This window comes from Spirillospora sp. NPDC047279, from assembly GCF_040643285.1.
GTDB lineage: Bacteria > Actinomycetota > Actinomycetes > Streptosporangiales > Streptosporangiaceae > Spirillospora.
The window spans coordinates 364,351-389,221 of sequence record NZ_JBEYUA010000001.1; the positions used below are offsets into that span (position 1 = coordinate 364,351).

Annotated in this window: 27 protein-coding genes; 12 read left to right on the forward strand and 15 right to left on the reverse strand. The window is 71.1% G+C overall.

Features of this window, described 5'->3' with window-relative positions:
- Nucleotides 1-15: 15 nt before the first annotated feature.
- From ABZ810_RS01790 to ABZ810_RS01800, 3 genes are read right to left on the reverse strand one after another with little or no spacing between them, the layout of a single operon-like run.
- Complete coding sequence (locus ABZ810_RS01790) at nucleotides 16-642, reverse strand: dihydrofolate reductase family protein (RefSeq protein WP_358397905.1); 627 nt, start codon at nucleotides 640-642, stop codon at nucleotides 16-18.
- Complete coding sequence (locus ABZ810_RS01795) at nucleotides 639-1,115, reverse strand: SRPBCC domain-containing protein (RefSeq protein ID WP_358397908.1); 477 nt, start codon at nucleotides 1,113-1,115, stop codon at nucleotides 639-641. Before ABZ810_RS01795 ends, ABZ810_RS01790 begins: the two co-directional genes overlap by 4 nt.
- Entirely contained in the window at nucleotides 1,112-1,450 is a 339-nt protein-coding gene (locus ABZ810_RS01800) for a metalloregulator ArsR/SmtB family transcription factor (RefSeq protein WP_358397910.1), read from the reverse strand. The genes ABZ810_RS01795 and ABZ810_RS01800 overlap by 4 nt, the downstream gene beginning before the upstream one ends.
- Before the next feature lie 144 nt (nucleotides 1,451-1,594).
- Between ABZ810_RS01800 and ABZ810_RS01805 the strand changes: the two genes are divergently transcribed.
- On the forward strand, nucleotides 1,595-2,872 hold the full coding sequence (locus ABZ810_RS01805) for an ATP-grasp domain-containing protein (RefSeq protein ID WP_358397912.1): 1,278 nt from the start codon (nucleotides 1,595-1,597) through the stop codon (nucleotides 2,870-2,872).
- A gap of 67 nt (nucleotides 2,873-2,939) precedes the next feature.
- Nucleotides 2,940-4,964, forward strand: coding sequence for a CocE/NonD family hydrolase (locus tag ABZ810_RS01810; protein WP_358397914.1), 2,025 nt, complete (start codon nucleotides 2,940-2,942; stop codon nucleotides 4,962-4,964).
- Between the two features lie 13 nt (nucleotides 4,965-4,977).
- On the opposite strand, the gene ABZ810_RS01815 is transcribed toward ABZ810_RS01810, so the two are convergent.
- Both ABZ810_RS01815 and ABZ810_RS01820 read right to left on the reverse strand, forming a co-directional pair.
- Nucleotides 4,978-5,508 (reverse strand): SUKH-4 family immunity protein, encoded by a 531-nt coding sequence (locus ABZ810_RS01815; protein ID WP_358397916.1) that lies wholly within the window; start codon nucleotides 5,506-5,508, stop codon nucleotides 4,978-4,980.
- Between the two features lie 6 nt (nucleotides 5,509-5,514).
- Nucleotides 5,515-6,168 carry a hypothetical protein gene (locus tag ABZ810_RS01820; protein ID WP_358397918.1) on the reverse strand — a complete coding sequence of 218 codons (654 nt, stop codon included), beginning with the start codon at nucleotides 6,166-6,168 and terminating at the stop codon, nucleotides 5,515-5,517.
- A 142-nt stretch (nucleotides 6,169-6,310) separates the two neighbouring features.
- Here ABZ810_RS01820 and ABZ810_RS01825 point away from each other — a divergent pair, with 142 nt between their 5' ends.
- Genes ABZ810_RS01825 through ABZ810_RS01845 form a run of 5 tightly spaced genes read left to right on the forward strand, consistent with a single transcriptional unit; the run spans nucleotide 6,311 to nucleotide 11,660 of the window.
- The gene (locus ABZ810_RS01825; RefSeq protein ID WP_358397920.1) at nucleotides 6,311-7,906 is read left to right on the forward strand and encodes an ABC transporter substrate-binding protein; all 1,596 of its coding nucleotides are present in this window, start codon (nucleotides 6,311-6,313) and stop codon (nucleotides 7,904-7,906) included.
- Nucleotides 7,903-9,024, forward strand: a complete 1,122-nt coding sequence (locus ABZ810_RS01830) for an ABC transporter permease (protein WP_358397922.1) — start codon at nucleotides 7,903-7,905, stop codon at nucleotides 9,022-9,024. Before ABZ810_RS01825 ends, ABZ810_RS01830 begins: the two co-directional genes overlap by 4 nt.
- A complete protein-coding gene (locus ABZ810_RS01835) occupies nucleotides 9,017-9,958 on the forward strand; it encodes an ABC transporter permease (RefSeq protein ID WP_358397923.1) in 942 nt (313 codons plus the stop codon). The genes ABZ810_RS01830 and ABZ810_RS01835 overlap by 8 nt, the downstream gene beginning before the upstream one ends.
- 14 nt (nucleotides 9,959-9,972) lie before the next feature.
- On the forward strand, nucleotides 9,973-10,989 hold the full coding sequence (locus ABZ810_RS01840) for an ABC transporter ATP-binding protein (RefSeq protein ID WP_358397925.1): 1,017 nt from the start codon (nucleotides 9,973-9,975) through the stop codon (nucleotides 10,987-10,989).
- Nucleotides 10,983-11,660: an ATP-binding cassette domain-containing protein gene (locus ABZ810_RS01845; RefSeq protein ID WP_358397927.1), complete on the forward strand. Its 678-nt coding sequence runs from the start codon at nucleotides 10,983-10,985 to the stop codon at nucleotides 11,658-11,660. The genes ABZ810_RS01840 and ABZ810_RS01845 overlap by 7 nt, the downstream gene beginning before the upstream one ends.
- A gap of 165 nt (nucleotides 11,661-11,825) precedes the next feature.
- On the opposite strand, the gene ABZ810_RS01850 is transcribed toward ABZ810_RS01845, so the two are convergent.
- The 3 genes from ABZ810_RS01850 to ABZ810_RS01860 form a co-directional block, all read right to left on the reverse strand.
- Nucleotides 11,826-12,356, reverse strand: coding sequence for a hypothetical protein (locus ABZ810_RS01850; protein ID WP_358397929.1), 531 nt, complete (start codon nucleotides 12,354-12,356; stop codon nucleotides 11,826-11,828).
- Between the two features lie 107 nt (nucleotides 12,357-12,463).
- The gene (locus ABZ810_RS01855) at nucleotides 12,464-13,075 is read right to left on the reverse strand and encodes a TetR/AcrR family transcriptional regulator (protein WP_358397931.1); all 612 of its coding nucleotides are present in this window, start codon (nucleotides 13,073-13,075) and stop codon (nucleotides 12,464-12,466) included.
- A 53-nt stretch (nucleotides 13,076-13,128) separates the two neighbouring features.
- Nucleotides 13,129-14,919, reverse strand: a complete 1,791-nt coding sequence (locus ABZ810_RS01860) for an AMP-dependent synthetase/ligase (protein ID WP_358397934.1) — start codon at nucleotides 14,917-14,919, stop codon at nucleotides 13,129-13,131.
- Between the two features lie 87 nt (nucleotides 14,920-15,006).
- On the opposite strand from ABZ810_RS01860, the gene ABZ810_RS01865 reads away from it, so the two are divergent.
- The gene (locus ABZ810_RS01865; protein WP_358397936.1) at nucleotides 15,007-15,396 is read left to right on the forward strand and encodes a nuclear transport factor 2 family protein; all 390 of its coding nucleotides are present in this window, start codon (nucleotides 15,007-15,009) and stop codon (nucleotides 15,394-15,396) included.
- Nucleotides 15,397-15,530: 134 nt separating this feature from the next.
- Nucleotides 15,531-16,391: a peptidoglycan-binding protein gene (locus ABZ810_RS01870; RefSeq protein ID WP_358397938.1), complete on the forward strand. Its 861-nt coding sequence runs from the start codon at nucleotides 15,531-15,533 to the stop codon at nucleotides 16,389-16,391.
- Between the two features lie 120 nt (nucleotides 16,392-16,511).
- Here ABZ810_RS01870 and ABZ810_RS01875 read toward each other — a convergent pair whose 3' ends face one another.
- Together ABZ810_RS01875 and ABZ810_RS01880 are read right to left on the reverse strand one after the other, a co-directional pair.
- On the reverse strand, nucleotides 16,512-17,111 hold the full coding sequence (locus tag ABZ810_RS01875) for a hypothetical protein (RefSeq protein WP_358397940.1): 600 nt from the start codon (nucleotides 17,109-17,111) through the stop codon (nucleotides 16,512-16,514).
- A 19-nt stretch (nucleotides 17,112-17,130) separates the two neighbouring features.
- Complete coding sequence (locus tag ABZ810_RS01880; RefSeq protein WP_358397942.1) at nucleotides 17,131-17,751, reverse strand: dihydrofolate reductase family protein; 621 nt, start codon at nucleotides 17,749-17,751, stop codon at nucleotides 17,131-17,133.
- Nucleotides 17,752-17,870: 119 nt separating this feature from the next.
- Between ABZ810_RS01880 and ABZ810_RS01885 the strand changes: the two genes are divergently transcribed.
- The gene (locus tag ABZ810_RS01885; RefSeq protein ID WP_358397945.1) at nucleotides 17,871-18,749 is read left to right on the forward strand and encodes a LysR family transcriptional regulator; all 879 of its coding nucleotides are present in this window, start codon (nucleotides 17,871-17,873) and stop codon (nucleotides 18,747-18,749) included.
- A gap of 173 nt (nucleotides 18,750-18,922) precedes the next feature.
- Here the strand turns inward: ABZ810_RS01885 and ABZ810_RS01890 are convergent, their stop codons facing one another.
- From ABZ810_RS01890 to ABZ810_RS01900, 3 genes are all read right to left on the reverse strand, one after another.
- Entirely contained in the window at nucleotides 18,923-19,762 is an 840-nt protein-coding gene (locus ABZ810_RS01890; protein ID WP_358397947.1) for a YihY/virulence factor BrkB family protein, read from the reverse strand.
- A 304-nt stretch (nucleotides 19,763-20,066) separates the two neighbouring features.
- Nucleotides 20,067-20,474: an STAS domain-containing protein gene (locus ABZ810_RS01895; RefSeq protein ID WP_358397950.1), complete on the reverse strand. Its 408-nt coding sequence runs from the start codon at nucleotides 20,472-20,474 to the stop codon at nucleotides 20,067-20,069.
- A 106-nt stretch (nucleotides 20,475-20,580) separates the two neighbouring features.
- Nucleotides 20,581-20,850: a hypothetical protein gene (locus ABZ810_RS01900; protein WP_358397953.1), complete on the reverse strand. Its 270-nt coding sequence runs from the start codon at nucleotides 20,848-20,850 to the stop codon at nucleotides 20,581-20,583.
- Between the two features lie 128 nt (nucleotides 20,851-20,978).
- On the opposite strand from ABZ810_RS01900, the gene ABZ810_RS01905 reads away from it, so the two are divergent.
- Entirely contained in the window at nucleotides 20,979-21,959 is a 981-nt protein-coding gene (locus tag ABZ810_RS01905; protein ID WP_358397955.1) for a tyrosine-type recombinase/integrase, read from the forward strand.
- Between the two features lie 555 nt (nucleotides 21,960-22,514).
- Nucleotides 22,515-22,979, forward strand: a complete 465-nt coding sequence (locus tag ABZ810_RS01910; RefSeq protein WP_358398973.1) for a hypothetical protein — start codon at nucleotides 22,515-22,517, stop codon at nucleotides 22,977-22,979.
- On the opposite strand, the gene ABZ810_RS01915 is transcribed toward ABZ810_RS01910, so the two are convergent.
- The gene (locus tag ABZ810_RS01915; RefSeq protein WP_358397958.1) at nucleotides 22,871-23,329 is read right to left on the reverse strand and encodes a nuclear transport factor 2 family protein; all 459 of its coding nucleotides are present in this window, start codon (nucleotides 23,327-23,329) and stop codon (nucleotides 22,871-22,873) included. The genes ABZ810_RS01910 and ABZ810_RS01915 overlap by 109 nt on opposite strands.
- Nucleotides 23,330-23,378: 49 nt before the next feature.
- A complete protein-coding gene (locus tag ABZ810_RS01920; protein ID WP_358397959.1) occupies nucleotides 23,379-24,239 on the reverse strand; it encodes an alpha/beta hydrolase in 861 nt (286 codons plus the stop codon).
- Nucleotides 24,240-24,871 lie beyond the last annotated feature (632 nt).

A 24,871-nucleotide genomic window follows, 5' to 3' on the forward strand; every position in this document is an offset into this window, starting at 1 on the left:
GCCCGCCGGCGGATGTCAGACGAAGGCGGCGACGCCCTCGTACTCGCCCTGGGACGCCGCGCCCGTCGTCTCGTACTCGAGGAGCAGCAGGCCGTTCGGCGTCGCCTCGTGGTGGACGAGGCGCAGGCCGGACGTGCTGCCCGGGCCGTTCAGCAGTCGCCGGCCGGTGCGCACCACGGTGGGCGCGACCACGAGGCGGAGGACGTCGACCAGGCCCGCCTCCAGCAGCGTGTCGCCGAGGCGGGCGCTGCCGTGGATCTGGAGCTCGCGGCCGGGGCGTTCCCTGAGCTCGGCGGCCGCCCGGACCGGGTCGCCGCCGAGCACGGTCGTGGGGTGCCAGGTCCCCTCGGTGAGGGTGCCGGACACGACGTACTTCGGCAGCGCGTTCATACGTTCGGCGAACGGGTCGGCCGGGTCGGTGATCTTCGGCCAGTCGCGCGCGAACGCCTCGTAGGTGCGCCGCCCGAGCAGCAGCCCGTCGGCGAGGTCGAGCCAGCCGGAGACGCGCTGGACGAACGCGCCCTCGATGTGCGGCACGAGCCAGCCGCCGCGGGTGAAGCCGTCGGTGGTGTCCTCGTCCGGCGAGCCGGGCCCCTGGCAGACCCCGTCGAGCGTGACGAACTCGGTGAGGGTGATCTTCATCGCGCGGCCTGGCTCTCGGCGAAGGCGGCCAGCTGGCCGGCGACCGAACCCCACCCCTCGGCGAAGCCGAGCTTCTCGTGGTGGGCGCGGGCCTCGGGGTCACCGTGCCGGACGACGATCCGGTAGTCGGTGCCGTCCGGGTGGTCGCCCAGCGTGATCGTGGCGGTCATCTGCACCGGGGCCGGGGCGGCGGGACGCCAGGTGCTGTCGATCGCGTTGGTGAACACGATCCGCTCCAGCTCGTCGACGGCGAGGAAGCACGCGTCCATGTGCGGGACGAACTCGGCCCCGTCGTCGCTCATCCGCGTCACGAACGCCCCGCCGGGCCGCAGCTCCAGCCGCTCCACCCGGCAGCGGGACGGGGCGGGGACCCACCACCGCTCGAATTTGGACGGGTCGGCCCAGGCGTTCCACACGGTCGGGCGCGGCGCGCGGATGATCCGCTCCAGGCCGAGGTCGAGGTCGGGGTTCATTGCCTGTTCTCCTCCGGGTCGGTGACGAACTGTTCGAGGCGGTCGGTGCGCTCGTCCCAGATGCGGCGCTGCTCGGCGAGCCAGCCGTCGACGAGGGTGAGCCGTTCGCGGTTGAGCACGCAGGTGCGCACCCGGCCGGTCTTGACCGTGCGGATGAGCCCGTTCGTCTCGAGCGTCCGCACGTGCTTCATGAACGAGGGGAGGGTCATCGGGAACTCGCGGGCGAGGTCGCCGACGCTCGTGGGCCCGTGGCCGAGGCGCCGGACGACGGCGCGCCGGGTCGGGTCGGCGAGGGCGACGAACACGCCGTCCAGTTGCGCCGAATACTGTGCCATGAGGCTAAGTATTGCCGAGCTCGATGGTTAGCGCAAGGGCTAAGTGTTGCGCCGTCCGGTGCCGGGGGAGGGCGCCGACGACGTGGACGTTTGGAATCCGTTCCTGCGGATAGTCCGCCTCCACCCGAAATAAGGAGTTCATGGATGGAACCCCCCAATGTCTTTGTCCTCGGGCTGGAAGAGGAGAATCTCGACGTCCTTCTGGACGTCCCGTACGCCGCGGAGTGCCGGTTCCATCCGCTGCTCGGCCACAAGGAGCTGCTGTACGGCGAGATCGACCTCGCCGCGCTGCTGGACAAGGCGCAGCGGCAGCTGGAGGACTTCGACGGGAGCATCGACGCCGTCGTCGGCTACTGGGACTTCCCGGTCAGCACCATGGTGCCGATCCTGGTCCGCCGTTTCGGGCTGCGCGGCCCGAGCCTGGAGGCGGTCCTCAAGTGCGAGCACAAGTACTGGAGCCGGCTGGAACAGCAGAAGGTGACCGACGCCCACCCCCGGTTCGCGCTGCTCGACCTCGACGGCGCCGAGCGGCGTCCCGAGGGCATGCGCTACCCGATGTGGCTGAAGCCGGTGAAGTCGGTCGACTCCGAGCTCGCCTTCCACGTGAAGGACGACGAGGAGTTCCGGGACGCCGTCGCGCAGATCCGCGAGGGCGTCGGCCGCATGGGCGAGCCGTTCGACCACGTGCTCCGCTCGCTCGACGACCTGCCGCCCGAGATCGCCGCGGCCGGCGGTGCGGCCTGCCTGGCGGAGGAGGCCATGTCGGGTCCCCGCGCCGCCGTCGAGGGCTACGTCCGTGACGGCGAGATCACGGTCTACGGCATCCTCGACTCCCTCACCTACCCCGGCCGGTCCAACTTCCTGCGCCACCAGTACCCGTCCCAGCTGCCGCCCGGGACGCGGCACCGGCTGGAGGACGTCTCGAAGCGGGTGATCGCGCAGATCGGCCTGAACGACGCGACGTTCAGCATCGAGTACTTCTGCGACCCGGAGACGGACGACGTCTGCCTGCTGGAGATCAACCCGCGCCACTCCCAGGCGCACGCCCGGCTCTTCGAGCAGGTCGACGGCGCCGCCAACCACCACTGCATGCTCAGCCTCGCGCTCGGCCGCGACCCGAGCCTGCCCTACCGCCAGGGCCCGTACGCCCTCGCCGCCAAGTGGTACCTGCGCCGCTTCGACGACGGCGTCGTGCGCGGCCGGGCGACCGAGGAGGAGATCACCCGGGCGGAGAGCGAGATCCCCGGCGTGAGCATCAACCCCCTGGTGGAGGTGGGGCAGCGGCTCTCGGAGTCCCCGCGCGCCGAGGACCCCTACAGCCACGAGCTCGCGCACATCTCGGTCGCCGCCGACGACGAGGCGGAGCTGTGCGAGAAGTACGAGCGCTGCGTCGAGGCGCTGGCCTTCACCTTCGACGACTGATGAGAACGGACGACCGAGAACGGACGACTGAGAACAGGAGACCCGCAACACGTCTGGGGGGACGACCATGCGTGAAGTCACCGCACTGCCCTACGCGGTCAAGGAAGACGAACATCTGTGGATCCCGATGTCGGACGGGACCCGGCTCGCGGCCAGGATCTGGCGCCCGGTGTCGTCCGACGACGAGCCGGTGCCCGCGGTCCTGGAGTACATCCCGTACCGCAAGCGCGACCTGACCGCGGTGCGCGACTCGATCCACCACCCGTACATGGCGGGCCACGGCTACGCCTGCGTGCGCGTCGACATCCGCGGCACGGGCGAGTCCGAGGGGGTGCTCACCGACGAGTACCTGGAGCTGGAGCACCGCGACGCCGAAGAGGTGCTGGCGTGGCTCGCCGACCAGCCCTGGTGCGACGGCCGCACCGGCATGATGGGCATCTCGTGGGGCGGCTTCAACTCGCTCCAGGTGGCCGCGCGCCGCCCGCCGAGCCTGCGCGCCATCGTGATCGCGTCCTTCACCGACGACCGGTACGTCGACGACATGCACTACATGGGCGGCTGCCTGCTGTCGGACAACCTGGCCGAGGCGTCCACGATGTTCGCCTACACCACCTGCCCGCCCGACCCGGCGCTGGTCGGCGACCGCTGGCGGGACATGTGGAGGGAACGGCTGGAGGGCAGCGGCCTGTGGCTGGAGAACTGGCTGGGCCATCAGCGCCGCGACGACTACTACCGCCGGGCCTCGGTCGGCGAGGACTACCAGGCCGTCCAGTGCCCGGTCTACGCCGTCTGCGGCTGGGCCGACGGCTACTCCAACGCCGTCTTCCGGCTGATGCAGCACCTCGACGTCCCCCGCAAGGGGCTCATCGGCCCGTGGTCGCACAAGTACCCGCACCTGGGGGAGCCGGGCCCGGCCATCGGCTTCCTCCAGGAGGTCGTGCGGTGGTGGGACCGGTGGCTGAAGGACGAGGACAACGACGTGATGGACGGCCCCATGCTGCGCACCTGGATGCAGGACAGCGTGCCGCCGTCCACCTCGTACGAGGAACGTCCCGGCCGCTGGGTCGGCGAGCCGTCCTGGCCCTCCCCGCACATCCGGCGCGACCACCTGCCGCTCGCCCCGCACCGGATCGCCCGCCTGGACGAGGAGGTGCCCGAGAAGGAGCTGACCGTCCAGTCGCCCCTCTCGGTCGGGCAGTTCGCCGGGAAGTGGTGCTCCTACAGCGCGCCGCCCGACCTGCCGTACGACCAGCGCGAGGAGGACGGCGGCTCCCTCGTCTTCGACAGCGACGTGCTCACCGAGACCTGCGAGATCCTCGGCGGTCCCGTCGCCGAACTCGAGGTCACGGCCACCGAGCCGGTGGCGATGATCGCCGCCAGGCTCTCCGACGTGGACCCCGACGGCAGGGCCACCCGCGTCACGTACGGCCTGCTCAACCTCACCCACCGGGACGGCGACGAGGAGCCCGCGCCGCTGGAGCCGGGCCGCCGTTACCGCGTGCGCGTCCGGCTCAACGGCGTCGCCCAGGCGTTCCCGCCGGGTCATCGCATCCGGCTCTCGCTGTCGACCTCGTACTGGCCGCTGGCCTGGCCGCCCCCGCGCCCGGCGCGGCTCACCGTGCACACCGGCGCGAGCCGGCTGATCCTGCCCGTACGGCCGGTGGCCGAGTCGGACGACGTCTCGCCCCGGCCGTTCGACGAGCCCGAGGGCGCGCCCCCGATGCCCACCGTCCAGGTGCTCCCCGGCGACCAGCAGTGGCGGGTCTCCCGGGACCTGGTGGGCTACGAGTCGGCGCTGGAGGTCGTCAAGGACGGCGGCGTCCAGCGCTTCGACGCCATCGACCTGGACGTCGGGCGCCGCGTCGAGCAGCGCTACAGCTGGGTGGCCGAGGACTTCACCTCCGCCCGCGGCGAGGTCGTCTCCACGATGACGTTCAGCCGCGGTGAGTGGGCCACGCGCACGGTCACCCGGACCGTGCTGACCTGCACCGAGGACGACTTCCACGTGCACGCCCAGCTCGACGGCTACGAGAACGACGACCGCGTCCATTCACAGAACTGGAACCTCAGCATCCCCCGGGACCACCTTTAGTCTCCCGGAGTCGCTACGCGGGCTCGTACCTGAGGAAGTCGATGACGGCCTTGTTCCACCAGTTCTCAGCGCGTTCGAGCGCGCCGGCGTCGATCGCCCGCAACTCGCGTTCGAGAACGTCGGCCCGTGCGGGACGGGTCGCCTGGCCGTCATCGGCTTCCACGAACTGCGCGAAACGGAAGAGGAACCGCACGAACGCCGCGAACGACGAGTTCACTTCCTCCAGGGCCTTGTCCGAGGAGCCGAAGAGGTGGACCACCCCGGTATCCGGGTCCAGCACGAAGAACGAGGTCTCCGGCCTGGGCGCCCTGCCGAGGACGACGAACGTCCGGGGACCGTTCTCCACCTCGTGCACCACCTCCGCGAACGGGGCGTACTCGCCGTCGAGATAGGCGGTGAAGGCCACCGGCAGGTCGATGGGAAGCAGATCCACCTCGGGCCATGACCCGGCCGGCGCGGACTGCCTCGACTTCCATTCGTCCAGCGGGAAGGAGACGGTGTTGTCCTCGCCCCAAAGCCGGAGGTATTCCTCGCGGGTCGGCATATGGCCTCAGCTCTCGTCGGGGTCCTCGAAGTACTTCTCGATGCGGCGGACAAGCTCTTTCCGCCTGCTCCTGGAGACGGGCTGCCCGCCGAAGAGGTCCGCGTGCATCTCCCGCAGCAGGAGGTACCAGGGGTCTCCGTATATGCCGGGGAACTCGAGGTCTTCCGAGTCCAGGACGGCGGTCAGCTCCACCCAGTTCTGGTAGTACAGCCGCCGGTAGTCGAGACCGAGGACGACGTCGTCGACGAAGGCGGCGAACGACTCCTTCACCAGGATGAAGTTGTCCCAGGGCCCCCAGTCCCAGGCGTCGGAGTCGTACAGCACCGTCTCCCCGGTGCGGGCGTGCAGCAGGACGGCCGTCGTGGTGGCCAGCTCGGACTCGCCGACGCAGATCCAGTCGTGCTCGCCCTCCCACTCCGTCTCCGAATCATCGACGAGCCGCTCGTACCGGTCCTTGGCGGCGTAGAAGTCCAGCTGCCCCATGTGACGGCCCGCGATGGAGCCGAGGAGGCGTTCGTCCGGCGTGAGGCGCTCGTCCGAGAGCGGCTCGCGAAGCCCTTCCGCGTCCCAGTCCGCGATCACGTTGGGGGGATGGACGACGTCGTCGCGGGAGAGCAGGTAGTCGATCTTCGCCGTGATCCGCCCGAGGTCCATGCGCATCCAGCCCCCTTCCGCCAAGCAAGATCAGCATTGTCCAGGATGCCCTGGCCCGCCCGCCACCCGCCGGGATGTGGCGTATTGCATGGTGTACGCAGTTGCGACTACCTTGCAATAAGGGCGCGGCAACGGTTAGCTTCCCCGCATGGGTGGGATTTGGGGTGGAACGTCCAGGTTCGGCGCCGCGCTCGGCGCGATGGGCCTCGTCGTGGGATTGGCGTCGTGCGCCGAGCCCACGAGCACGTCGAACGCCGACGGGCTGGTTCTGGCCGACCCGTACGAGGACGAGTCGCTCAGCCCGCTGATGGGGTTCGCCGAAGAGGGCATGAGCAAGATCTTCGACGGGCTGACGACGCACGACGCGCAGCGGCGGCCGCGGCCGGCGCTGGCGGCCGAGGCCCCGAAGCCGTCGGCGGACGGGAAGACGTGGACGGTCCGGCTGCGGAGCGGCGTGAGGTTCCACGACGGGTCCACGTTCGGCCCGGAGGACGTGGTCGCGACCTACAAGGCGCTGCTGGACCCGAAGGCGGCGTCGCCGGTGGCGTCCTCCTACCGGATGCTCGCCGACGTGCGGCAGAAGGGGACGGACTCGGTCGAGTTCCGCCTCGAGCACCCGTACGCGCCGTTCCCGCACAAGCTCATCCTGGGCATCGTGCCGTCCGAGGCGGTGACCGGCGGCAAGGCCGAGGCCGCACCGATCAACAGCCGCCCGGTCGGCACCGGCCCGTACCGGTTCGCCGAGTGGCGGCGCGGCGAGCGGCTCGTGCTGACGGCCAACCCGGCCTACTGGGGCGGGGCGCCGAAGATCCAGCGGCTGACGGTGCTGTTCGTGCCCGACGACAACACCCGGGCGCAGCGGATGACGCGCGGCGACTTCGACGGCACGGTGCTGCCGCCCGCGCTGGCGGGAACGTTCGCCGGCAGGTCCGGGACCACGACGTACCACCACGCCAGCGCCGACTACCGCGGCGTGATGTTGCCGCAGAAGAACCCGGTCACCGCCGACCTGGCGATCCGCAGGGCGCTGAACATGGCGGTCGACCGGGACGGGATGATCCGGGCGCTGCTGTCGGGCCGCGGCAAGCCCGCGTACGGGCCCGTCCCGCAGGTGCTGGGCGAGTTCGCCGAACCGTCGGCGACGTTCCGGCACGACCCGGCGGAGGCGGCGCGCGTGCTGGACGCCGCGGGCTGGCGGGCCGGGGCGGGCGGCGTACGTTCCAAGGACGGCAAGGCCGCACGCTTCACGCTGATGTACCCGGCGGGCGACTCGGTGCGCAAGGCGCTGGCGAACGGGTTCGCCTCGGACGTCGGCAAGGTCGGGATCAAGGTCGACCTGGTCGGGCTGGGCTGGGACGCGATCGAGCCGCGCATGAAGGACGACGCGCTGCTGATGGGCGGCGGAACGTCCCTGGACCCGGACCTGGTGGCGTACGGGCTGCTGCACTCCTCGCAGGCCGAGGACGGCTTCAACAACCCGGGCTCCTACAAGGACCCCCAGGTGGACGCCGCCCTCGACCGCGGGCGCCGCACGCTCGACGCCTCCGCGCGGGCGGACGCGTACAAGGCGGTGCAGCGGCGCCTCATGGAGAACCCGCCGTGGGTCTTCCTGGTGTTCCTCGACCACAGCTACGTGACGCGCGGCCAGTGGACCGGCTACCAGCAGGTGGTGGATCCGCACGTGCACGGCGTCCTGTCGTGGGGGCCGTGGTGGAACCTGGAGAAGTGGTCGCGCCCCGCATGAGCACGACCGACGACACGACCGGCGGCACGACCGGCGGCACGACCGGCGGCACGACCGGCGGCACGACCGGCGGCACGACCACCGTGGCCACCGCGGCGGACGGCACCACCGCCCCGCCCGTGCGCAAGGACGCCTCCCCGAGCCGCCTGCGGCTCGCCGTGCTGATGGCGGCGCGGCGGCTGGCGATCGCGATCCCGCTGCTGGGCGTGGTCTCCGGCCTGGTGTTCGTGCTGGGCGCGGCCTCGCCGTTCGACCCGGTGCACCAGTACTACGGGACGCGGATCTTCACCGCCGCCGAGGCGGACGTGGCCCGCACGCGCGCCGAGCTCGGCCTCGACGACCCGGTCTGGCAGCAGTACGGGCACTGGCTGGGCGGCGTGTTCGGCGGCGACTGGGGGACCAGCCGCAGCTTCGGCCAGCCGGTGGGGGAGGTGATCGCCGAACGGCTGCCCTGGACGATGTTGCTGGCCGGCACCGGCCTCACCCTCGCGGTCGTGATCGCCCTGAGCCTCGGCGTGTGGTCGGCGTGGCGGCAGGGCGGCTGGATCGACCGGTTCGTCGTCACGCTCGCGCACTCGCTGGAAGGGCTGCCGACCTTCCTGCTCGGGCTCGGCGCGATCGCGGTGTTCGCGGTCGCCCTGCCGCTGCTGCCCGCCGGCGGCGTCAGCGACGCGAGCGGTGAGGGCGGTCCGCTGTCCACCGTCCAGCACCTCGCGCTGCCGGCGCTCGTCCTGGCGATCTCCCAGCTGCCGTGGCTGATCCTGACCGTCCGGCAGCAGTTGCTGGTCGGGCTCGGCGACGACCATGTCGCGGCGGCACGGGCGCGCGGCCTGCCCGAGCGCACGATCGTGCTGCGGCACGGGCTGCCGACCGCGCTGCTCCCGTTCGTCACGACCGTCGGCACCCGCCTGCCCGAACTGGTCACCGGCGTGGTGCTGGTCGAGGAGGTGTTCTCCTGGCCGGGCGTCGCCGGCGCGATGGTCAAGGCCGGGCTGAACGTCGACTTCCCGCTGCTGGTCGCGCTGACGCTCCTCGCGACCGCCGCCGTGCTGATCGGCAACCTGTGCGCCGACGTCGCCGTCCTGCTGATCGACCCGAGGGTGACCGCCGATGGCTGAGGCCGCGCAGAAGACGCAGAAGACAACGCAGAAGACGACGGACGCCCACGACCGGTGGCGGCCGGGAGGCCGGCGCCGCCCCGGCGGAACGGCCCGGCCGGGCGCGGCGGTGTCCGCGCGCGTGCGCGTGCTGACGGCACTGGCCCTGCTCGTGCCGCTGATCGCCGTCATCGTCGTGCTGCCGTTCTTCACCGACGCCGCCACGACCACGGTCGACTACGACGCGGTACGGCAGGCGCCGAGCCCGGGCCACCCGTTCGGCACCGACGACTCCGGACGCGACGTGCTGGTGCGCGCCGCCGCCGGAGCGCGGGTGTCGCTGATGGTCGCCCTGGCCTGCGCGCTGATCGCCACCGTCCTCGGCACCCTGGTCGGCGCGGCGTCCGGCGCGGCCGGCGGGGTCGTCGACTCGGTCGTGATGCGGCTGGTCGACGGCTTCAACGCGGTCCCGCACCTGCTGCTGGGCATCCTCATCGTGGCGCTGTACCGGGGATCGCTGATCGCGGTCATCGCCTCGGTCGCGCTCACGCACTGGACGACCGTGGCCCGGATCGTCCGGGCCGAGGTGTTGTCGCTGCGCTCCCGCCCGTACATCGACGCCGCGATCTCGGGCGGCGCGTCCCGGCTGACCGTCCTCACCCGCCACCTGCTGCCCGCCGTCGCCCCGCAGTCGGCCCTCGCCGTCGTCCTGCTGCTGCCGCACGCGGTCTGGCACGAGACCGCGCTCAGCTTCCTCGGCCTCGGCCTGCCGCCGCACCTGCCCAGCCTCGGCACCATGGTCGCCGACAGCCGCGACGACGTGCTGCTCGGCGCCTGGTGGACGATCGCCGCACCGGCCGGCGTGCTGATCGCCGTCACGCTCGCGGTCGCGGGCCTGTCCGGATGGTGGCGCGACCGCCTCGTTCCCCGACGCCGATCGGAGCTGGCCCTGTGAACCCGGCGAACCCTGTGAACCCGGCGAACCCGGCCGGCGCGACGCCGCCCCCGCCTCTGCTGCGTGCCGAGCGGTTGTCGGTACGGTTCCGGCTGCGCGACTCCATCGTGCAGGCGGTCACCGACGCCTCGTTCGAGCTCCGTCCCGGCCGCCTCCTCACCCTGGTCGGCGAGAGCGGCTGCGGGAAGAGCGTCCTGGCCGCGGCACTCCTCGGGCTGCTGCCCGGCAACGCCGAGATCCGCGGCGCCGTCCGGCTCGACACGCCTGACGGTCCGCTGGAGCTGACCACCGCGCCCGAACGGACGCTCGCCCGCCGGGTCCGCGGACGCAAGGTCGCGCTGGTGCCGCAGTCCGCCGCCACCGCGCTCACCCCCGTCCGCACCGTGCGCGCCCAGCTCACCGAGACCCTGCGCGCCCTCCGGCCCGACGTGGACGACCGCGACCGGGAGGCCGACCGCCTCGCCGAGACCGTCGGGCTCGCCCCCGCCGCCCTGGACCGTTACCCGCACGAACTGTCCGGCGGCATGGCGCAGCGAGCCGTGCTCACGCTCGCCCTCGCCGGAGACCCCGACGTGATCCTCGCCGACGAACCCACGTCCGGCCTGGACCGCCCCCTGGTCGACCACACCATGGACGCGCTGCGCGCCCTCGCCGACGACGGCCGCGCGATCCTGCTCATCACCCACGACATCGCCGCCGCCGAACGCGCCGCCACCGATCTCGCGGTCATGTACGCGTCCCGGATCGTCGAGCAGGGCCCGGCCGGTGACATGTTCGCCGATCCGTTGCACCCGTACACCCGGGCCCTGCTCGATGCCACCCCCGGCCGCGGGTTCAGGCCGCTGCCCGGCCACCCGCCCAACCTGTCCGCGCTGCCGTCCGGCTGCGCCTTCCGCGCCCGCTGCCCCGAACGCGAGACCTGCACCGACGATCCCGCGCTGGCCCCGGTCACACCGCGGCGCAGCCTGGCCTGCGCCCGCCCCCGCGTCCCGGCCGCCCGCGCGGAAGAACCCGCGGAGGACGCATGCTGACCGCCACCGGCCTGGTCGCCGGGTACCGCCGCGGCCCCGACGTCCTGCCCGGGATCTCCATCAGCCTCGCTCCCGGACGCGTCATCGGCGTCCAGGGCCCCAGCGGGTGCGGCAAGTCGACGCTCATCCGCGTGCTGGCCCTCCTGCACCCGCCCCGCGCCGGACGCCTCGAACTGGACGGCGACCCCGTCCACCGCTTCCGGCACGCCGCCCCCGCCGCCCAGCGCCGCCGGGTCGGCGTCATCTTCCAGCACCCCCGCGCCGCCGCCGACCCCAGGCACACCCTGCGCCGCATCGTCGCCGCGCATTTGCCCGCCGACGCCCCCGCCGGCGAAGCCGACCGGCTCTCCGACCTCGTCGGCCTCACCCCCGACCTGCTCGACCGGCGTCCCCACGAGGTCAGCGACGGCCAGCTCCAACGTGCCTGCCTGGCCCGTACTCTCGGCTCCGACCCCCGCTACCTGCTCTGCGACGAGATGACCGCCATGCTCGACGCCTCCAGCGCCGCGACCCTCGTCCACCTGATCCGCACCCAGACCGACGAGGGCCGCCGCGGCGCCCTCCTCGTCAGCCACGACCCCGCCCTCCTCGACGCGACCTGCGACGACGTCATCCACTGGAACGACCTCACCGCCGCCGCGCCCCGAAGCCCCGGCACGCCGACGATCTGACGCCCCACGGCGTCCAGCCGGGCGGTCTCAGCAGGCGGTGTCAGCAGGTGGTGTGTGCAGCAGCGTGAGCAGGCGGTGTCAGCAGGCGGTGTGTGCAGCAGCGTGAGCAGGCGGTGTCAGCAGGCGGTGTGTGCAGCAGTGAGCAGGCAGTGTGAGCAGGTGACGTCAGCCGGTCTCGTCCCGGGGCGGCTGGTCGGGATGCCGGGTCACCGGTGGGAGGGGGAGGCCGAGAGCCGCGTCGACGGTGTCGATGGCCAGCTGCAGATCCCTGATCTGGGCCAGGTAGTCGCGGTTCATCCCGATGATGGCTTCACGGATGCGGCACATCTCCGTGACCACCGCGTTCGCGACGAGCCGGTAGCGTTGATGCGCGTCGAGGTCGTTGGCCCTGGCCTGCTCGGCCAGCGGTGTGAGCGCGGCCACCCGGCCCCGGTCGTCGCCGGCCCGCGCCTTTTCCAGCTCACGCTGGAACGCTTCCCGCTCATGGCGGACGGCCTGCCACTCCTCGAACGCGAATCGCAACCGGCTCCTCAGGCGTTTGAGCCACTGCTCGGCCACTTCGCGTTCGGCGGATCTGACCGCGTGGTCACGCCAGAGCGCCACCCGGACCGACTCCACCGCATCCCGCACGGATTCCGGAACGGCGTCTGTCGCGGACGCCCGGTCGCCCTGCTGTTCAGCGCACATGCCGTTCATCCCCTTGGGGTGGGCTACCGGCTCGGGCCCCCCACGCTATCCCGCTTCGACGATCGAGCAGGGCCGAAACCACGTCATTCGCCCGACGGCGGCGAACGCGGCGGCGGTCAGAAGTTCTCGATCGCCAGACCGGCGATGAGCTGCTCGATGACCGACCTGATGTCGCGCTCCTCCTGCGGCGAGTCGCCGAAGTTGGCGAGGTACTGCGCCGCCTCGTCGACGGCGCCCACGATGACGAGGGCGAGCGGCCGGATGGCCTGGTCACGGATGCGGCCCGCCTCGACGGCGGCGGCGAGGGTCGCCTCCACGAGGCCGATGGTGTGCCGGAGCTCGATCTCGCGCCAGCGGGCCCAGCCGAGCACCGCCGGGGCGTCGAGGAGCGCGATGCGCTGCACCTCGGGCTCCGACGAGGCGTCCAGCCAGGCGAGGCAGCCGACGATCAGGTGGTCGAGCGGGTCGGTCGACCCCGACGCGGCCACGGCGGAGCCGATGGTTTCGACCAGGCTGCGTTCGACGTCCTCGAAGACCGCCTCGAACAGGTCCCGCTTGTCGGTGAACTGGTGGTACATCGCGCCGCGGCTCACCCCGGCGGCGTCCGCTATCGCGACGGTGCTGACCTCGCCGTAACCGTCCTGGCCGAACAGCGTGCGACCGGCGGCGACCAGCACCTGCCGCGTCGCCGCGGAGCGCTCGGCTTGGGTACGGCGGTCGGCGCTCATTCGTCCTGGCTGGCTCACGGTGGAAGGGGCGAGTCAGTATACAGAGCGGCAGCTCAGCGGCCGGGCGGGGCGATGCCGTACAGGGAGTCGATGACGTCCCGGCGCATCGTGTGGACCACCGGGCGCGCGACCTCCAGGTTCGGGGTGAGCTCCCCGGTCTCGACCGAGAGGCCTCCCGGCAGGATCGCGAACCTCTTGATCTGCTCCGCGCGGCCGGCACCCGCGTTCACCCGGTCGACCTCCCTTCGTACGACCTCGCGGATCCCGGACGACGTGGTCACCGTCTCCGGTGAGAGGCCGTTCGCGGCGGCGTAACCCGCCGCCTCGTCCGGGTCGAGGGTGATGAGCGCGACGAGGTAGGGCCGGCGGTCGCCGACGAGAACGGCCTGCGAGATCCACCGGCTCTCCCTGAGGGCCTTCTCCGCCCTGGCCGGGGCGATGTTCCTGCCGCCCGAGGTGATGATGACGTCCTTGCGGCGCCCGGTGAGGTGGACGTAACCGCCGTCGTCGATCGAGGCGAGATCGCCGGTGTGGAACCAGCCGTCCTGAAGGGCCCGGCGGCTCGACGGCTCGTCCTTGTAGTAGCCGCCGAAGACGTTCGGGCCGCGGAGCAGCAGCTCGCCGCTCTCGCTCGTCGTCGCCTCGACGCCGGGCAGCGGCCTCCCGACCGAGCCGAGCCGGAACCCGCCGGCCGCGTTCGCCGTCGCGACCGTGGCGGTCTCGGTCAGCCCGTACGCCTCGAGAACGGGGACGCCGCAGGCGTGGAAGAAGTCGAGCATCTCCGGCGCGACGGGCGACGCCCCCGAGGTGCACTGGCGGATCCGGCCCCCGAACAGCGCGCGGACCTTGCGGTACAAGGTCTCCTCGGCCCGGTCGAAGGACCGCCGGAGGTCTTCGGGGATCTCGGTGCCCGCGTCCAGCAGGGCCCGCGCCCGCAGCCCGATCTCCACGTCCTCCCGCACCCGGGCCGGGTCGCCCGCCTGGGCCGTCGCCCGTACGTAGATCTTCTCGAGGATCCTCGGGACCGCGGGGAGGTAGGTGGGCCGGACCTCTCCGAGGTTGGAGATGATCTTCTGCGGGTCCTTCTCCCAGAGCGCGATCGAGCAGCCCAGGTCGATCGAGGCGAACTGGACCACGGCCGCGAAGGCCTGCGCCAGGGGCAGGAACAGGTAGACGCGGTCGCCGGGGACGACCGTGCCGCTGGCGGCGATCATCGTGACCGCCGCCCGGTAGTTGCCGTGCGAGAGCACGCACCCCTTCGGCGTCCCGGTCGTGCCGGGGGTGTAGATGATGACGCACGGCCGTCCGGGGCCGACCGCGGCGATCCGCGCCGTGAGCTCCGCCGGGCCCGCCGCCCTGCCCACGCGGCGCACCTCGTCCAGGGAGAGGACGCCGCCGGCGCCCGCGGGCGGGTCGAAGACGACGATGTGCCTCAGCCGCGGCAGCCGGTCGCGGACGCTCAGGATCTTGCCGAGCTGGACGCCGTCCTCGACGAAGATCAGCTCCGTCTCGGAGTGCTCCAGGATGTGGCGGCACTCCTCGGCGGAGGCCGCCTGGTGGACCGAGACCGACACCGCTCCCGCCGTCAGGACGCCGAAATGGGCGTACGTCCATTCGGGCCGCGAGTTGGCCAGGATCGCCGCCTTGGCGCCGGGGCGCAGGCCCAGCTCGGTCAGCCCGCCGCCGACCTCCGCCACGGCCTCCCACAACCGCCCGTAGCTCACCGGTTTCCAGCGGCCCTCGTCCTTGAAGAGCAGGGCCGGGCCCGTCCCGTACGCCGCGGCGGCCAACGGCACCAGGTCGGCCATCGTGCGCGACCCCGTACCGACCGCGCCTGACTCCATGCGTCCAGCCCGCCCTCGCTTGACGAACGTCCGAGCGCCAGGTTACAAACAGCCTGTCTGTTTGTCTATGGATCGGGAGCGCGCCCCATGACCACCCGTGAGCTCTTCGAGCGTTACCACGCCTGCTGGGAGGCCCGTGACCCCGACCGGATCGCCGAGCTCCACACACCCGACTCGGTCTTCCACGTGCACTCGGGCCAGGCCCCCGCGCACGGCCCCGCGGCCATCCGCGAAGCGGCGGCGGGAACGTTCGCGCTCGTCCCCGACCTGGCGTTCACGCTCGTCTCCCTGCGCACCGGAGACGACTTCTGGGTCGTGCAGTGGAAACTGACCGGCACCTCCGCGTCCGGCCCCCCGTTCGAGATCGATCTCGCCGACTTCGTCCTGGTCGAGAACGGCGCGGTCAAGGAGAAGCATTCCTACATCGACGGCGCCGCGATGCAGGCCGCCCTCACCCCCGCCGCCTCCTCCTCCTGACCTGGAATTGTCCGGACACCGCTCCGATTCGTCCTGACCTGGCTGGACAATGTCGATCTTCTTGTGCGTCGGTGATCACATCCGGTGGACTCGCCGTGGGCATCGCCCCGACGTTCCTGCGATCCGGAGAAATGATGAAGCTCCCCATATACGCCGCCGCCCTCGTGGCGGCCGGCGCGCTCGCCTCCCTGGCCGGACTGGCCGGCGGGGGCGAGACATCGGCCGTTCAGACGGCCGGTGCCAAGGCCCTTCCGAGCGTGAACATGGAGGCCACCGTCAAGGCCGCCCAGATCGACCCGCGGCGGCCCGACGACACCCTGACGCCGGGCGCCAAGGCCGGCGTCCTCCTCGTCGAGCAGGCACTGCGCGACCGGAAGCTGCTCGCCGCCAAGTGGGTGGACGGCTACTACGGCACCACGACGGTCGCCGCCTTCGCGAAGTACCAGAAGTCGCTCGGCTACAAGGGGGTCGACGCCAACGGCCTGCCGGGCAAGACGTCCCTCACCAAGCTCGGAGCCGGCCGCTTCAAGGTCACCCACGTCATCACCCCGGGTGCCCGGGTGCCCAGCGGCAAGTACGTCATCAACACCCGTACGAAGAAGATGCTGGCCGAGGCGAGCAAGCGCCTCGGCGGCCGCAAGCTCGTCCTGGACCAGGGGTCCTACAACCCCGGCGGCGACCCCACGTCCGCGGGCACCCACGACGGCGGCGGCGTCGTCGACATCTCGGTCAAGGGGATGAGCTCCGCCACCCGCGTCAAGGTCGTCCGCGAACTGCGCCGCGTCGGCTTCGCGGCCTGGGTGCGCAGCCCCAGGCAGGGCGACTGGCCGTGGCACATCCACGCCAACGCCATCAACGACACCGACCTCTCCGCCCAGGCCCAGCACCAGGTCGGTGACTACTACCTCGGCCTGAACGGGCTCGCCGGCCGCGGCAAGGACGACGGCCCGAAGGTGCCCATCCGCACCTGGGAGGAGTACCAGCGCCTCCGCTGACACGATCGGCACCGATGGCTTCGGGCGACCGCCCGAAGCCATCGCCGTTCGCCGGCGAGAACGAGCGGCCGCGCCACGCCCGGAGGCATGGCGCGGCCGAGTCCGGCCCGGAGCGAGCGGTCACCGGGCATTCGCCGGCTCAGGCAGCTCGACCTCCGGAGGGGCGTTCCAGCCGGAGACGAACCAGTGGGCCTCTCCCGTCGCCGGGTCGTACGACCGGCGCTCGATGGCGCCGATGTCGGCCCCGTAGACGTGGATCCCGACGGTGGGAACGTCACCGACGGCCGCGACGCTGTGAACGTCGTCGTCGGTCGTGCAGCACACGGTGACCTCACCGCGCTCCCACACGTGCTCGCCCGCCGGCGTGAGGGGCCCGCACGTCCCGGCCGCCGTGGGCTTCTCGTAGCGGTACTCGCGTTCGGCTCCCGAGTAGATGCCGGCGACGCCCCATGTCTCGTGTCCGTGCACGGGCGTGCGCTGACCCACGTTCCAGACGACGGAGACCAGCGACCAGCCTCCGCCCGGAGCGATGTAGAGCGGGTAGTTGACGTGGTGCTCGTCCGATGGCCGGGTGAGCTCGGGCGGGAGCCGGTAGCCGCCGGCCAGCAGCGCGGACAACGACGCCGCGACCCGCTCGGTGATCTGGTGCTCGTCGTCGGTGTCGCCGACGATGGCCTCCACGTCGTCGATGAACGTCTGCAGGGTGCCGTCGATCTTCATGGTGATCTCCTTGAGGGGGTCAGCGCAGAACGTTGTAGGTCAGGTGCGTGACCGTGCCGGCCGCCCGCGATCCCACCTGCTCGAGGTTCAGCCGCGGGACGCCGTCGAACAGGCGCGTGCCGCCGCCGAGCGTCATCGGCACGATGTGCAGCCGCAGCTCGTCGATCATCCCCGCGGCGAGGTACTGGTTGACGGTGCTCGCGCCGCCGTGGACGGAGATGTCGCCGCCCCCGGCCGCTTCGCGCGCACGCTTCATCGCGGCCTCGATCCCGTCGGTGACGAAGTGGAACGTGGTGCCGCCGTCCATCGGCTGCGGCTCGCGCGGGTGGTGGGTGAGCACGAAGACCGGGCCGTGGTACGGCGGGTTGTCGCCCCACCAGCCCTTCCACTGCCGGTCCCACTCGCCGCGCACCGGGCCGAACATGTTGCGGCCCATGATGAACGCCTTGGCCGTCATCATCCGGTCGTGCTCGGCCCGGTGCACCTCGGGGTCCTCGACGTACCAGGCGTGGAGCCTGTCGCCCCAGCCGTCGCCGCCGTCATCGCCGAACGGACGCTCCTCGGTCTGGTCGAGCCCGGCCGAGTACCCGTCGAGCGAGATCGAAAGCTCGCAGGTCACCTTGCCCATACCCGTGCTCATCGCCATGTCCTCCTCGTGGTGGCCTTCGCCATGGCCTTCCCGTCGAGCACAAGCATGTCTCGAACCCAACATGACGTCTAATGCCAAACCTTCAGGTCGTTCATTGATATTCTTAATCAATGCTCAACCTGGTCCACCTCAAGGTGCTGGCCGCGGTGGCCCGACACGGCTCGGTCACCGAAGCGGCGAAGCAGCTGAACTACTCCCAGCCCTCCGTGAGCCACCACCTGTCCCGCCTGGAGACGGCCACCGGCGTCAAGCTCGTCCAGCGGATCGGCCGCGGGATCCGGCTCACACCGGAAGGACGCCTGCTGGCCAACCGTGCCGCCGAGATCCTGGGACGGGTCGACGCGGCGACCAACGAACTGGCGGCCCAGGTCGGCCTGCGGTCGGGGCGGGTCCGGCTGGCCGCCAACGCCTCCACGCTGAGCACGCTCGTGCCGAAGGCGGCCGCCTCGCTGGCCCAGGATCATCCGGGCCTCGAGCTGAGCCTGTTCGACCGCCACCCCGTCGAAGCGCTCCAGATGTTGCGGCACGGCGAGATCGACGTCGCCCTCGTCTTCCGCTTCGCCGACGCCCCGGTCGAGGACGGATTCCGCCTCGTCCACGTCGGCGACGACCCGATCTACCTCATCAGCAGGCGACCCGACGACAACCTCGCCAACCACCGCCACTCCGCCTGGATCGGCGGTTGCGACCGGTGCCAGGCGGAGTTGGGCGTCATGTGCCAGAACGAGGGCTTCACCCCGCGCATCGGCTCGCACAGCGACGACATGGTCGTCGTCCAGGCCCTCGTCGCCGCCGGCATAGGCGTCACCACCCTGCCCGGCCTCGCGCTGCAAGCCCACCGCCGGCCCGACATCCACGCCACCGAGATCGCCGGCTTCCGCCGCCAGATCCACGCCGCCACCTACGGCGACCCACCCGACCCGCCCGCCGTGACCGCCGTCCTCACCGCCCTCACCCAAGCCATCGAACCCCGCCCGGCCGACGCCTGATCAGCGCAGCAGCAGGCCGCCCCCCGTGGTGCCCTCGTCGCCGCCGGTGAGCCGGCGTTCCACCAGGGCCATGAGCGGGCTGAGCGCTCCGCGCACGAGGGCGAGATTCGCCCGCGTCTCCACGGATTGTTGTGGAGGGTCGCGGTAGGGAGTCAGCGGGTCGCGGTAGGGCGTCAGCGGGTTGTCCGGGCGTTGCTCAACTGGGCGTTGAGTTCGGCGCCGAGCAGCACCGCCAACGCGGTGACGTACAGGAACAGCAGGGCGGCGGCGGGTGCCGCCAGCACGCCGTACGTGGCGTCGTGGGTGATGGCCACCGACAGGAAGAACCGGAGCGTCATGCTGCCGATCAGCCACAACGACATGGCGACGACGGCGCCGGGCAGGTCGCGGAGCCAGCGTCCGCGGACCGGCGTGGCCAGGTGGTAGAGCGTGACGAGCACGGCGGTGCAGACGACGATCAGGAACGGCCAGTAGCCGTACCGCACCACCGGTCTGACCACGTCGCGAGCCTCGCCGGACGCGGCGGCGATGATCCAGTCGGGGGCGGCGACCAGGAGGGGCAGCGTGATCGTTCCCACCGCCAGCGCCCCCAGGTAGAGCCCGAACGCCAGCGCCCGAGCGCGGAGGGCCGAACGCACCTCGCGCATCCCGTAAGCGATGACGATCGCGTTGACGTAGGTGCTCATCGCCGTCGACCCGGTCCACAGGGCCAGCAGGAAGCCGACCGAGGCGATCCCCCCACGACCGTGCCGCAGCACGTCCGCCAGCACGGGCTTGAGGACCTGGTCGACGGCCGTCGGCGCCAGCACCTGCTCGGCGGCGGTCAGGATCCGCGTCTCCACCTCGGTCACGACGTCCGCCCCGAAGACGGGAGTCAGGTATCCGATGGCCGCCACCAGCACCAGCAGCAACGGTGTCAGCGACAACAACGCCCAGAATCCGGCCTCGGCCGCCAGCCCGAGGACACGATCGGCCCATGCCTGGCGGACCGTCGCGCGAAGCAGATGCCACACCGATCGCAAACGCCCTGACATCCGAGCGGACAGCCCGCGGTCAGGTGGATCGGAACGGCCATGGCGAACGTCCACGGGGCGCCCGGCGGGCGGCCCTGACACCGTCGGCGAGGTTTCCGCCCGCCGGTCCCTCGCGTCGGTCATCGCTGCGCCGCCACCGAAGCCTGGCTCGTCAGAGGCGGTCATCCTTCCCCGGTCATCAGAGTCCATGCTCGGGCGCCGAGATCGGCCACACCGGGTGCGGCCTCGACGGTCCCGCCGGACGGGCTCTGCTCCCTGGAAGGAGCCGTCCTGGGCGTCGTTCCTAGACGGCGTGCACCGCGGATTGGGCGATGGCGTCGTCCACTGTGGGGTGGACGGTCAGGACTCGGTCGAGCCGGGTGATGCGCAGCAGCTTGGTGATCTGCGGTGTGGGGGCGGCCAGGATCAGGGTGACGCCCGCCCCGGTGGCACGTCGCTGCGTGCCGATCAGGACGGCCAGCCCGGTCGCGTCGCATGACACCACTTCGCCCAGGTCCAGGATCAGCAGCCGCGCGCTGTGGGCGAGTTCGCCGCGCAGGTGCTCGCGCAGGGCCGGAGCGGCGGCGACGTCGAGCGCGCCGTTCAGGGCGACGACGGTACGGCCGGGGCGCCGCGGGGCGGGCGTTCTCACATCGGCAGGGGCCAGTGATTCCTGGGCCGCGGTGGGGGCCGCGGTCGCTGTGACGGTCATGGTGATCTCCGATCGGTGGGAGACACGTCGACCTGGCAGAAACAGCGCCGCCAGGAGGTCGGATGCGGCTCGGGGGGTCTGTGATCGAGTGGGTGGGCCTGAGGGGTCAGTGGTGTCCCCGCGGATGCGGGGCGAGGTCGCGTAGCCGGGTGAGCCAGGCGGTTCCTGTCACGAGCGTGACCAGGATCGTCGCGGCCACCACGGTCGCCAGCGCCATGACCACCGCCAGCGACAGGCCGGCGTGGACCAGGAAGACGACGAACACGACCGCGGTGGCCAGCGCGATCACAACGGGCCAGGCCTGGCCGGTCCGGGAGGCCGGCAGGTCCGGTGTCCCGGAATCGCCGGGGCGGCGAGCGCGGTCGAAGGTCGGCATGTGCATCCCCTTTGTCGGGATGAGCCGGAATGGCGGGTCAGCCTCAGGATGGGGATGCCGTCGTGCCGGATATCCTCATCCTACATGAGACTTCCGATATTCAGGAATATCTGAAGTAAGATTCGAGGGTGGCTTCCGATACGTCGTCCTCCCAACGACACCGTGAGCGGCGGCCTGGTGCCCGGCCGACCCCGCTCCCGCAAGAGCTGCAGGCCGTCTTCGCCGTCTACGAGCGCGGTCTCACCCAGCCGAGCGGGGCGCTGGACGCCGGCACCGTACGCGTCTACGCCTCCCGGGTCCGCCAATACCTGGCCTGGCTCGCCGCCGCTTTCGCCGCCGGGACGATCGAGGGAGACCCCCTCACCGAGCCCGCCGCCCGGGACCGGGCCGCCCGCGACTACCGCACCCACCTGGAGACGGTGGCCAGGCGCAAACCCGCCACCATCAACTCACACCTGACCGCTGTCGACGACTTCTACCGCCGCCGCGGGCTGGGCCCGGCCGCGGCGGAACGCGCCGACCTGCCCCCGACCGAGCCTCGCGCCCTGGACAGGGACGACCAGATCCGGCTGCTCCGAGAAGCCGACCGCGCGGCCCCGCGCGACAAGGCGATCACCTACACCGTGTTCTACGCCGGCATCCGCATCAGCGAGACCGCCGGCCTGGACATCGGCGACGTCCGTCTTCCGGCCGACGAAGGTCTCCTGATCGTCCGTCACGGCAAGCACGGGAGATCCAGGGAAATCCCCCTGCACCCCGAGCTCCGCACGGCGCTGGAGGAATGGCTCCCGGAACGGCGCGGCTGGAAGGGTGCCGGCACCAACTCCGCGCTGTTCCTCAACCGGCGCGGCGGCCGCCTGTCGGCCCGCTCGGCCTACACCGTCCTGCGCGACATCGCCGCGGCCGCCGACCTGCCCCTGGGGCGCGACGGCGTCTTCACGCCGCGAGTTCTGCGGCACACCGCCGGCGCCACCATGGCCCGCCAGGGCGCCGACATCGCACTCGTCGCCGAGATCCTCGGCCAGTCCGTCGAAACCGCCGGACGCTACAGCCTGCCCACCGACGACGACCGCCGCAAAGCCATCGAACGACTCACCATCGACGAATGACCGTGATCCACGGACACCGACGACCGTTCACCCGTCCACGACCGGCAGCCAAGCTCACACCTCCGGTGAACTGTCGTGCACCTGGCTGCGCACCGCTGATTCGGAACCACGATGCCTCGGTGCTGAGGGTCTGTGCCACGGACCGGCGCCGTCCCGGCCGGGGTACTGCCCAGAACGATCGCGGTCCGAATCACAGGCTTCCTCCTTGAGCCGACCTCATGGCCTCCCACTCGCCCCCGGGCCGAGGAACGGGCGCTCACCACCAGCAAAGGTGCTGGAGCGGGGGCGCGACCGCGGCCCGTCCACCCAGGTCCATCTCCCCGTCCCATACGAAAGCCTCGACCTACCCGAGCCCGACGAACACCGCCTGATCGTCTACCTGGCCCCCAACAAGACCACCAACCCCGACCGCCACCCATAACAGCTCACCCCGCCCGCCAAGCACCACGGCGGCAACGACCCAAACCCATCCCAACAAGCCACCTCAGTCTCGTCGGCCCGGAATCCGCCCTCCCTGAACCCAGCCCCGGAGCGCGCACAGTTACGCTTCTCTCCGTGTCGCTGTGCCTCGATGTTTACGTGTGGGTTCCAGAGCAGAGCGCCGAGACCTTCGAACGGTTCATCAACACCTACGTCAACATGGACAACCCTGGTGACCAGCGCGTCCACGCTTTCCGGCGGGCCTATGTCCTAGGCACTGCGAACGAGGCAGATGACAGGGCCCTCGACGAGTTGCGCCCCGAAGGTTGGGACGGCGCCTTCACGCTCTACGTCAGGGCCCGTGACCACCACCAGGCGATGATCGCGATTACCCGTGATGGTGCCACCGTCCTCGGTCTCAGCATCGAGGCTCCCGATGACCAATCGGAGACCCTCAGACAGGCCGAACGACTCCTAAGGCAACTGCGACATCAGTTCTCCGCCCCAGCCGGACTCGCAGGAGTCGAACTACCTCCCCCCTGGGACCTCTCCGACTGGCACCAACAGGACCTCGCCCTACTGAGGGTTGGCGAGCCCTGACCCCCGCCGGTCAAGACGCGCATGACGAAGATGGCCGGATAGGAGAACGGCTCGCGGGTCTCCACCACGGTCCCCTCGTACCGAAACTCGGCCACGATGACCTCGGGATCCGCAGTCTCATGAACAGCGATGTCGGTCGGCTGACGACGCAGGGTGTGACCACCATGGACGCCAGGCGGGGCGCCGATCCCGAAGTGGGCGCGCACCTCCTCCCGAGACCGCAACGCCGGCGGATGCAAAGGATGCTCCACGTGGGTCTTCTCGGCATAGAGCTCGACCACCTCCTCCCAGCGCTCCTCACACACGCCGTGCACAAGCTTCAGGAAGACCTCACGCGGGGTCGGGGACATGCTCTCCACCCATCAACTGCCTACGAACAACTCTCCCGCGAAAGCGCGGTCATGAGGTGTGGCGGAGAAGGGCGGGGACGATCGTGTCCCAGGTTCGACGCGGGAGTTCGTTGCCCGTGCCCGGCAGGATGATCAGCTCTGCGGCGGGGATCTCGGCGGCCAAGGCGCGGGCGTTGCCGAGCGGGAAGAACGGGTCGTCCTCGCCGTGGATCACGAGGGTCGGCGCGGTGATGCCGCCGAGGCGCTCGCGCCAGCGTTCGCCGCTGTCGAGGGCGGCGAACACCGTCGCCATCTGGTTCGCGCGATGCGCCTTGCCCGGGTCGGAAGCGACGGGGGTGCGGTCGTAGATCCGTTCGATGTTCTCGCGCGCCTCGGCCTCGTCGAAGCCCGGACCGGACAGGTGGCGCGCGTTCTCGAGCATGAAGGTGACCACGGACGCGCGGTCCGTCCAGTCGACGGCGGGCCGGTTCATGAACTGGGCCATCAGCTCGGGCGCGTGCTCAGGCAGGTCGGAGTCGCTGGGGCCAGGCGCGGTGGGCCGGGTGCCGATGAGCGTGAGGGAGGCGACCTGGGCAGGATGGTCGAGCGCGAGGAGCTGGGCGATCCAGCCGCCGACGCCGAAGCCCGCGACGTGCGCGGACGGCAGGCCGTAGGCGTTCAGAACGCCGGCGGCGTCCGCGACGAGATCGCGCAGCGTGTAATCGGGAGCCTCGGGGTCGCCGGACGTGGACCGTCCGGTGTCTCGCAGGTCGTACCGGACGACGAACCGCCGCAGGGCCGCGAGGCGCGCGCACAGGTCGTCGTGCCAGGTGAGCATCGTGTTGCCCACTAGCAGAATCGGCGTGTCAGCCGCGTCGCCGAACGTTTCGGTGCACAGCTCTACCCCGTTGGTCTTGACGAAAGTCTCCATGACAGATTGGACCGCCGGACTGCCCAAAACTCATCTCCGTTCGACCGCCGGGTGAGCTGCGCCGCGTCCAGACCGATCAGAAGCGAGACGTTAAGCATCAGGGCGGCACCGCGGACACCGCGCAGCGGGATCTGGGTACGCAGTCCGACCCGCACGGCCTCCATACCTGTCTTTGGGGTCGGTGAGTGTGACGGTTGAGGTAGCTCGGTCTCCATGTCTGCGGTAGCCACGTTTCTACGGCTTGTGCCCTGCGGGCGCGACGGTTGGCGTGACACGAGGAACTGGCATGAATGCTGCGATGTTGGCCGCGATCGCGGCTGTGGTGGGTCTCGTCGTGTGGCTGAACGGAGCCCCGAGCGTGGTCTCCGCTGCCACATTCCTCGATCGTGCTGTTGCCGATCTGTTCTATCGAGCTCAAGAACGGCAGTTCAGCGATGAAGACTGGGACCTGGAACGTGTGCCCGCTCGTAGTGCTTCGAGAGTTACCTTCATGCAGCACGTAGTGAGCTTGGCCTGGCTCATACATCGGCCAGATTCTTTCCGAACACTGGAACCGCCCAGAGGTTGTCGATCGTGACGTGAACCCCGGGTGGTGGGGTGTCGGTGTTGAGGTTCCGGCGTACTCGTCCCAG

Coding starts and splice junctions, on each gene's coding strand:
- ABZ810_RS01800 (WP_358397910.1), bottom strand. CDS start 1,450: ATGGCACAGTATTCGGCGCAACTGGACGGCGTGTTCGTCGCCCTCGCC.
- ABZ810_RS01795 (WP_358397908.1), bottom strand. CDS start 1,115: ATGAACCCCGACCTCGACCTCGGCCTGGAGCGGATCATCCGCGCGCCG.
- ABZ810_RS01845 (WP_358397927.1), top strand. CDS start 10,983: ATGCTGACCGCCACCGGCCTGGTCGCCGGGTACCGCCGCGGCCCCGAC.
- ABZ810_RS01790 (WP_358397905.1), bottom strand. CDS start 642: ATGAAGATCACCCTCACCGAGTTCGTCACGCTCGACGGGGTCTGCCAG.
- ABZ810_RS01830 (WP_358397922.1), top strand. CDS start 7,903: ATGAGCACGACCGACGACACGACCGGCGGCACGACCGGCGGCACGACC.
- ABZ810_RS01920 (WP_358397959.1), bottom strand. CDS start 24,239: ATGGAGACTTTCGTCAAGACCAACGGGGTAGAGCTGTGCACCGAAACG.
- ABZ810_RS01815 (WP_358397916.1), bottom strand. CDS start 5,508: ATGCCGACCCGCGAGGAATACCTCCGGCTTTGGGGCGAGGACAACACC.
- ABZ810_RS01850 (WP_358397929.1), bottom strand. CDS start 12,356: ATGAACGGCATGTGCGCTGAACAGCAGGGCGACCGGGCGTCCGCGACA.
- ABZ810_RS01880 (WP_358397942.1), bottom strand. CDS start 17,751: ATGAGCACGGGTATGGGCAAGGTGACCTGCGAGCTTTCGATCTCGCTC.
- ABZ810_RS01875 (WP_358397940.1), bottom strand. CDS start 17,111: ATGAAGATCGACGGCACCCTGCAGACGTTCATCGACGACGTGGAGGCC.
- ABZ810_RS01900 (WP_358397953.1), bottom strand. CDS start 20,850: ATGCCGACCTTCGACCGCGCTCGCCGCCCCGGCGATTCCGGGACACCG.
- ABZ810_RS01860 (WP_358397934.1), bottom strand. CDS start 14,919: ATGGAGTCAGGCGCGGTCGGTACGGGGTCGCGCACGATGGCCGACCTG.
- ABZ810_RS01870 (WP_358397938.1), top strand. CDS start 15,531: ATGAAGCTCCCCATATACGCCGCCGCCCTCGTGGCGGCCGGCGCGCTC.
- ABZ810_RS01835 (WP_358397923.1), top strand. CDS start 9,017: ATGGCTGAGGCCGCGCAGAAGACGCAGAAGACAACGCAGAAGACGACG.
- ABZ810_RS01820 (WP_358397918.1), bottom strand. CDS start 6,168: ATGCGCATGGACCTCGGGCGGATCACGGCGAAGATCGACTACCTGCTC.
- ABZ810_RS01855 (WP_358397931.1), bottom strand. CDS start 13,075: ATGAGCGCCGACCGCCGTACCCAAGCCGAGCGCTCCGCGGCGACGCGG.
- ABZ810_RS01825 (WP_358397920.1), top strand. CDS start 6,311: ATGGGTGGGATTTGGGGTGGAACGTCCAGGTTCGGCGCCGCGCTCGGC.
- ABZ810_RS01895 (WP_358397950.1), bottom strand. CDS start 20,474: ATGACCGTCACAGCGACCGCGGCCCCCACCGCGGCCCAGGAATCACTG.
- ABZ810_RS01885 (WP_358397945.1), top strand. CDS start 17,871: ATGCTCAACCTGGTCCACCTCAAGGTGCTGGCCGCGGTGGCCCGACAC.
- ABZ810_RS01810 (WP_358397914.1), top strand. CDS start 2,940: ATGCGTGAAGTCACCGCACTGCCCTACGCGGTCAAGGAAGACGAACAT.
- ABZ810_RS01915 (WP_358397958.1), bottom strand. CDS start 23,329: ATGTCCCCGACCCCGCGTGAGGTCTTCCTGAAGCTTGTGCACGGCGTG.
- ABZ810_RS01865 (WP_358397936.1), top strand. CDS start 15,007: ATGACCACCCGTGAGCTCTTCGAGCGTTACCACGCCTGCTGGGAGGCC.
- ABZ810_RS01805 (WP_358397912.1), top strand. CDS start 1,595: ATGGAACCCCCCAATGTCTTTGTCCTCGGGCTGGAAGAGGAGAATCTC.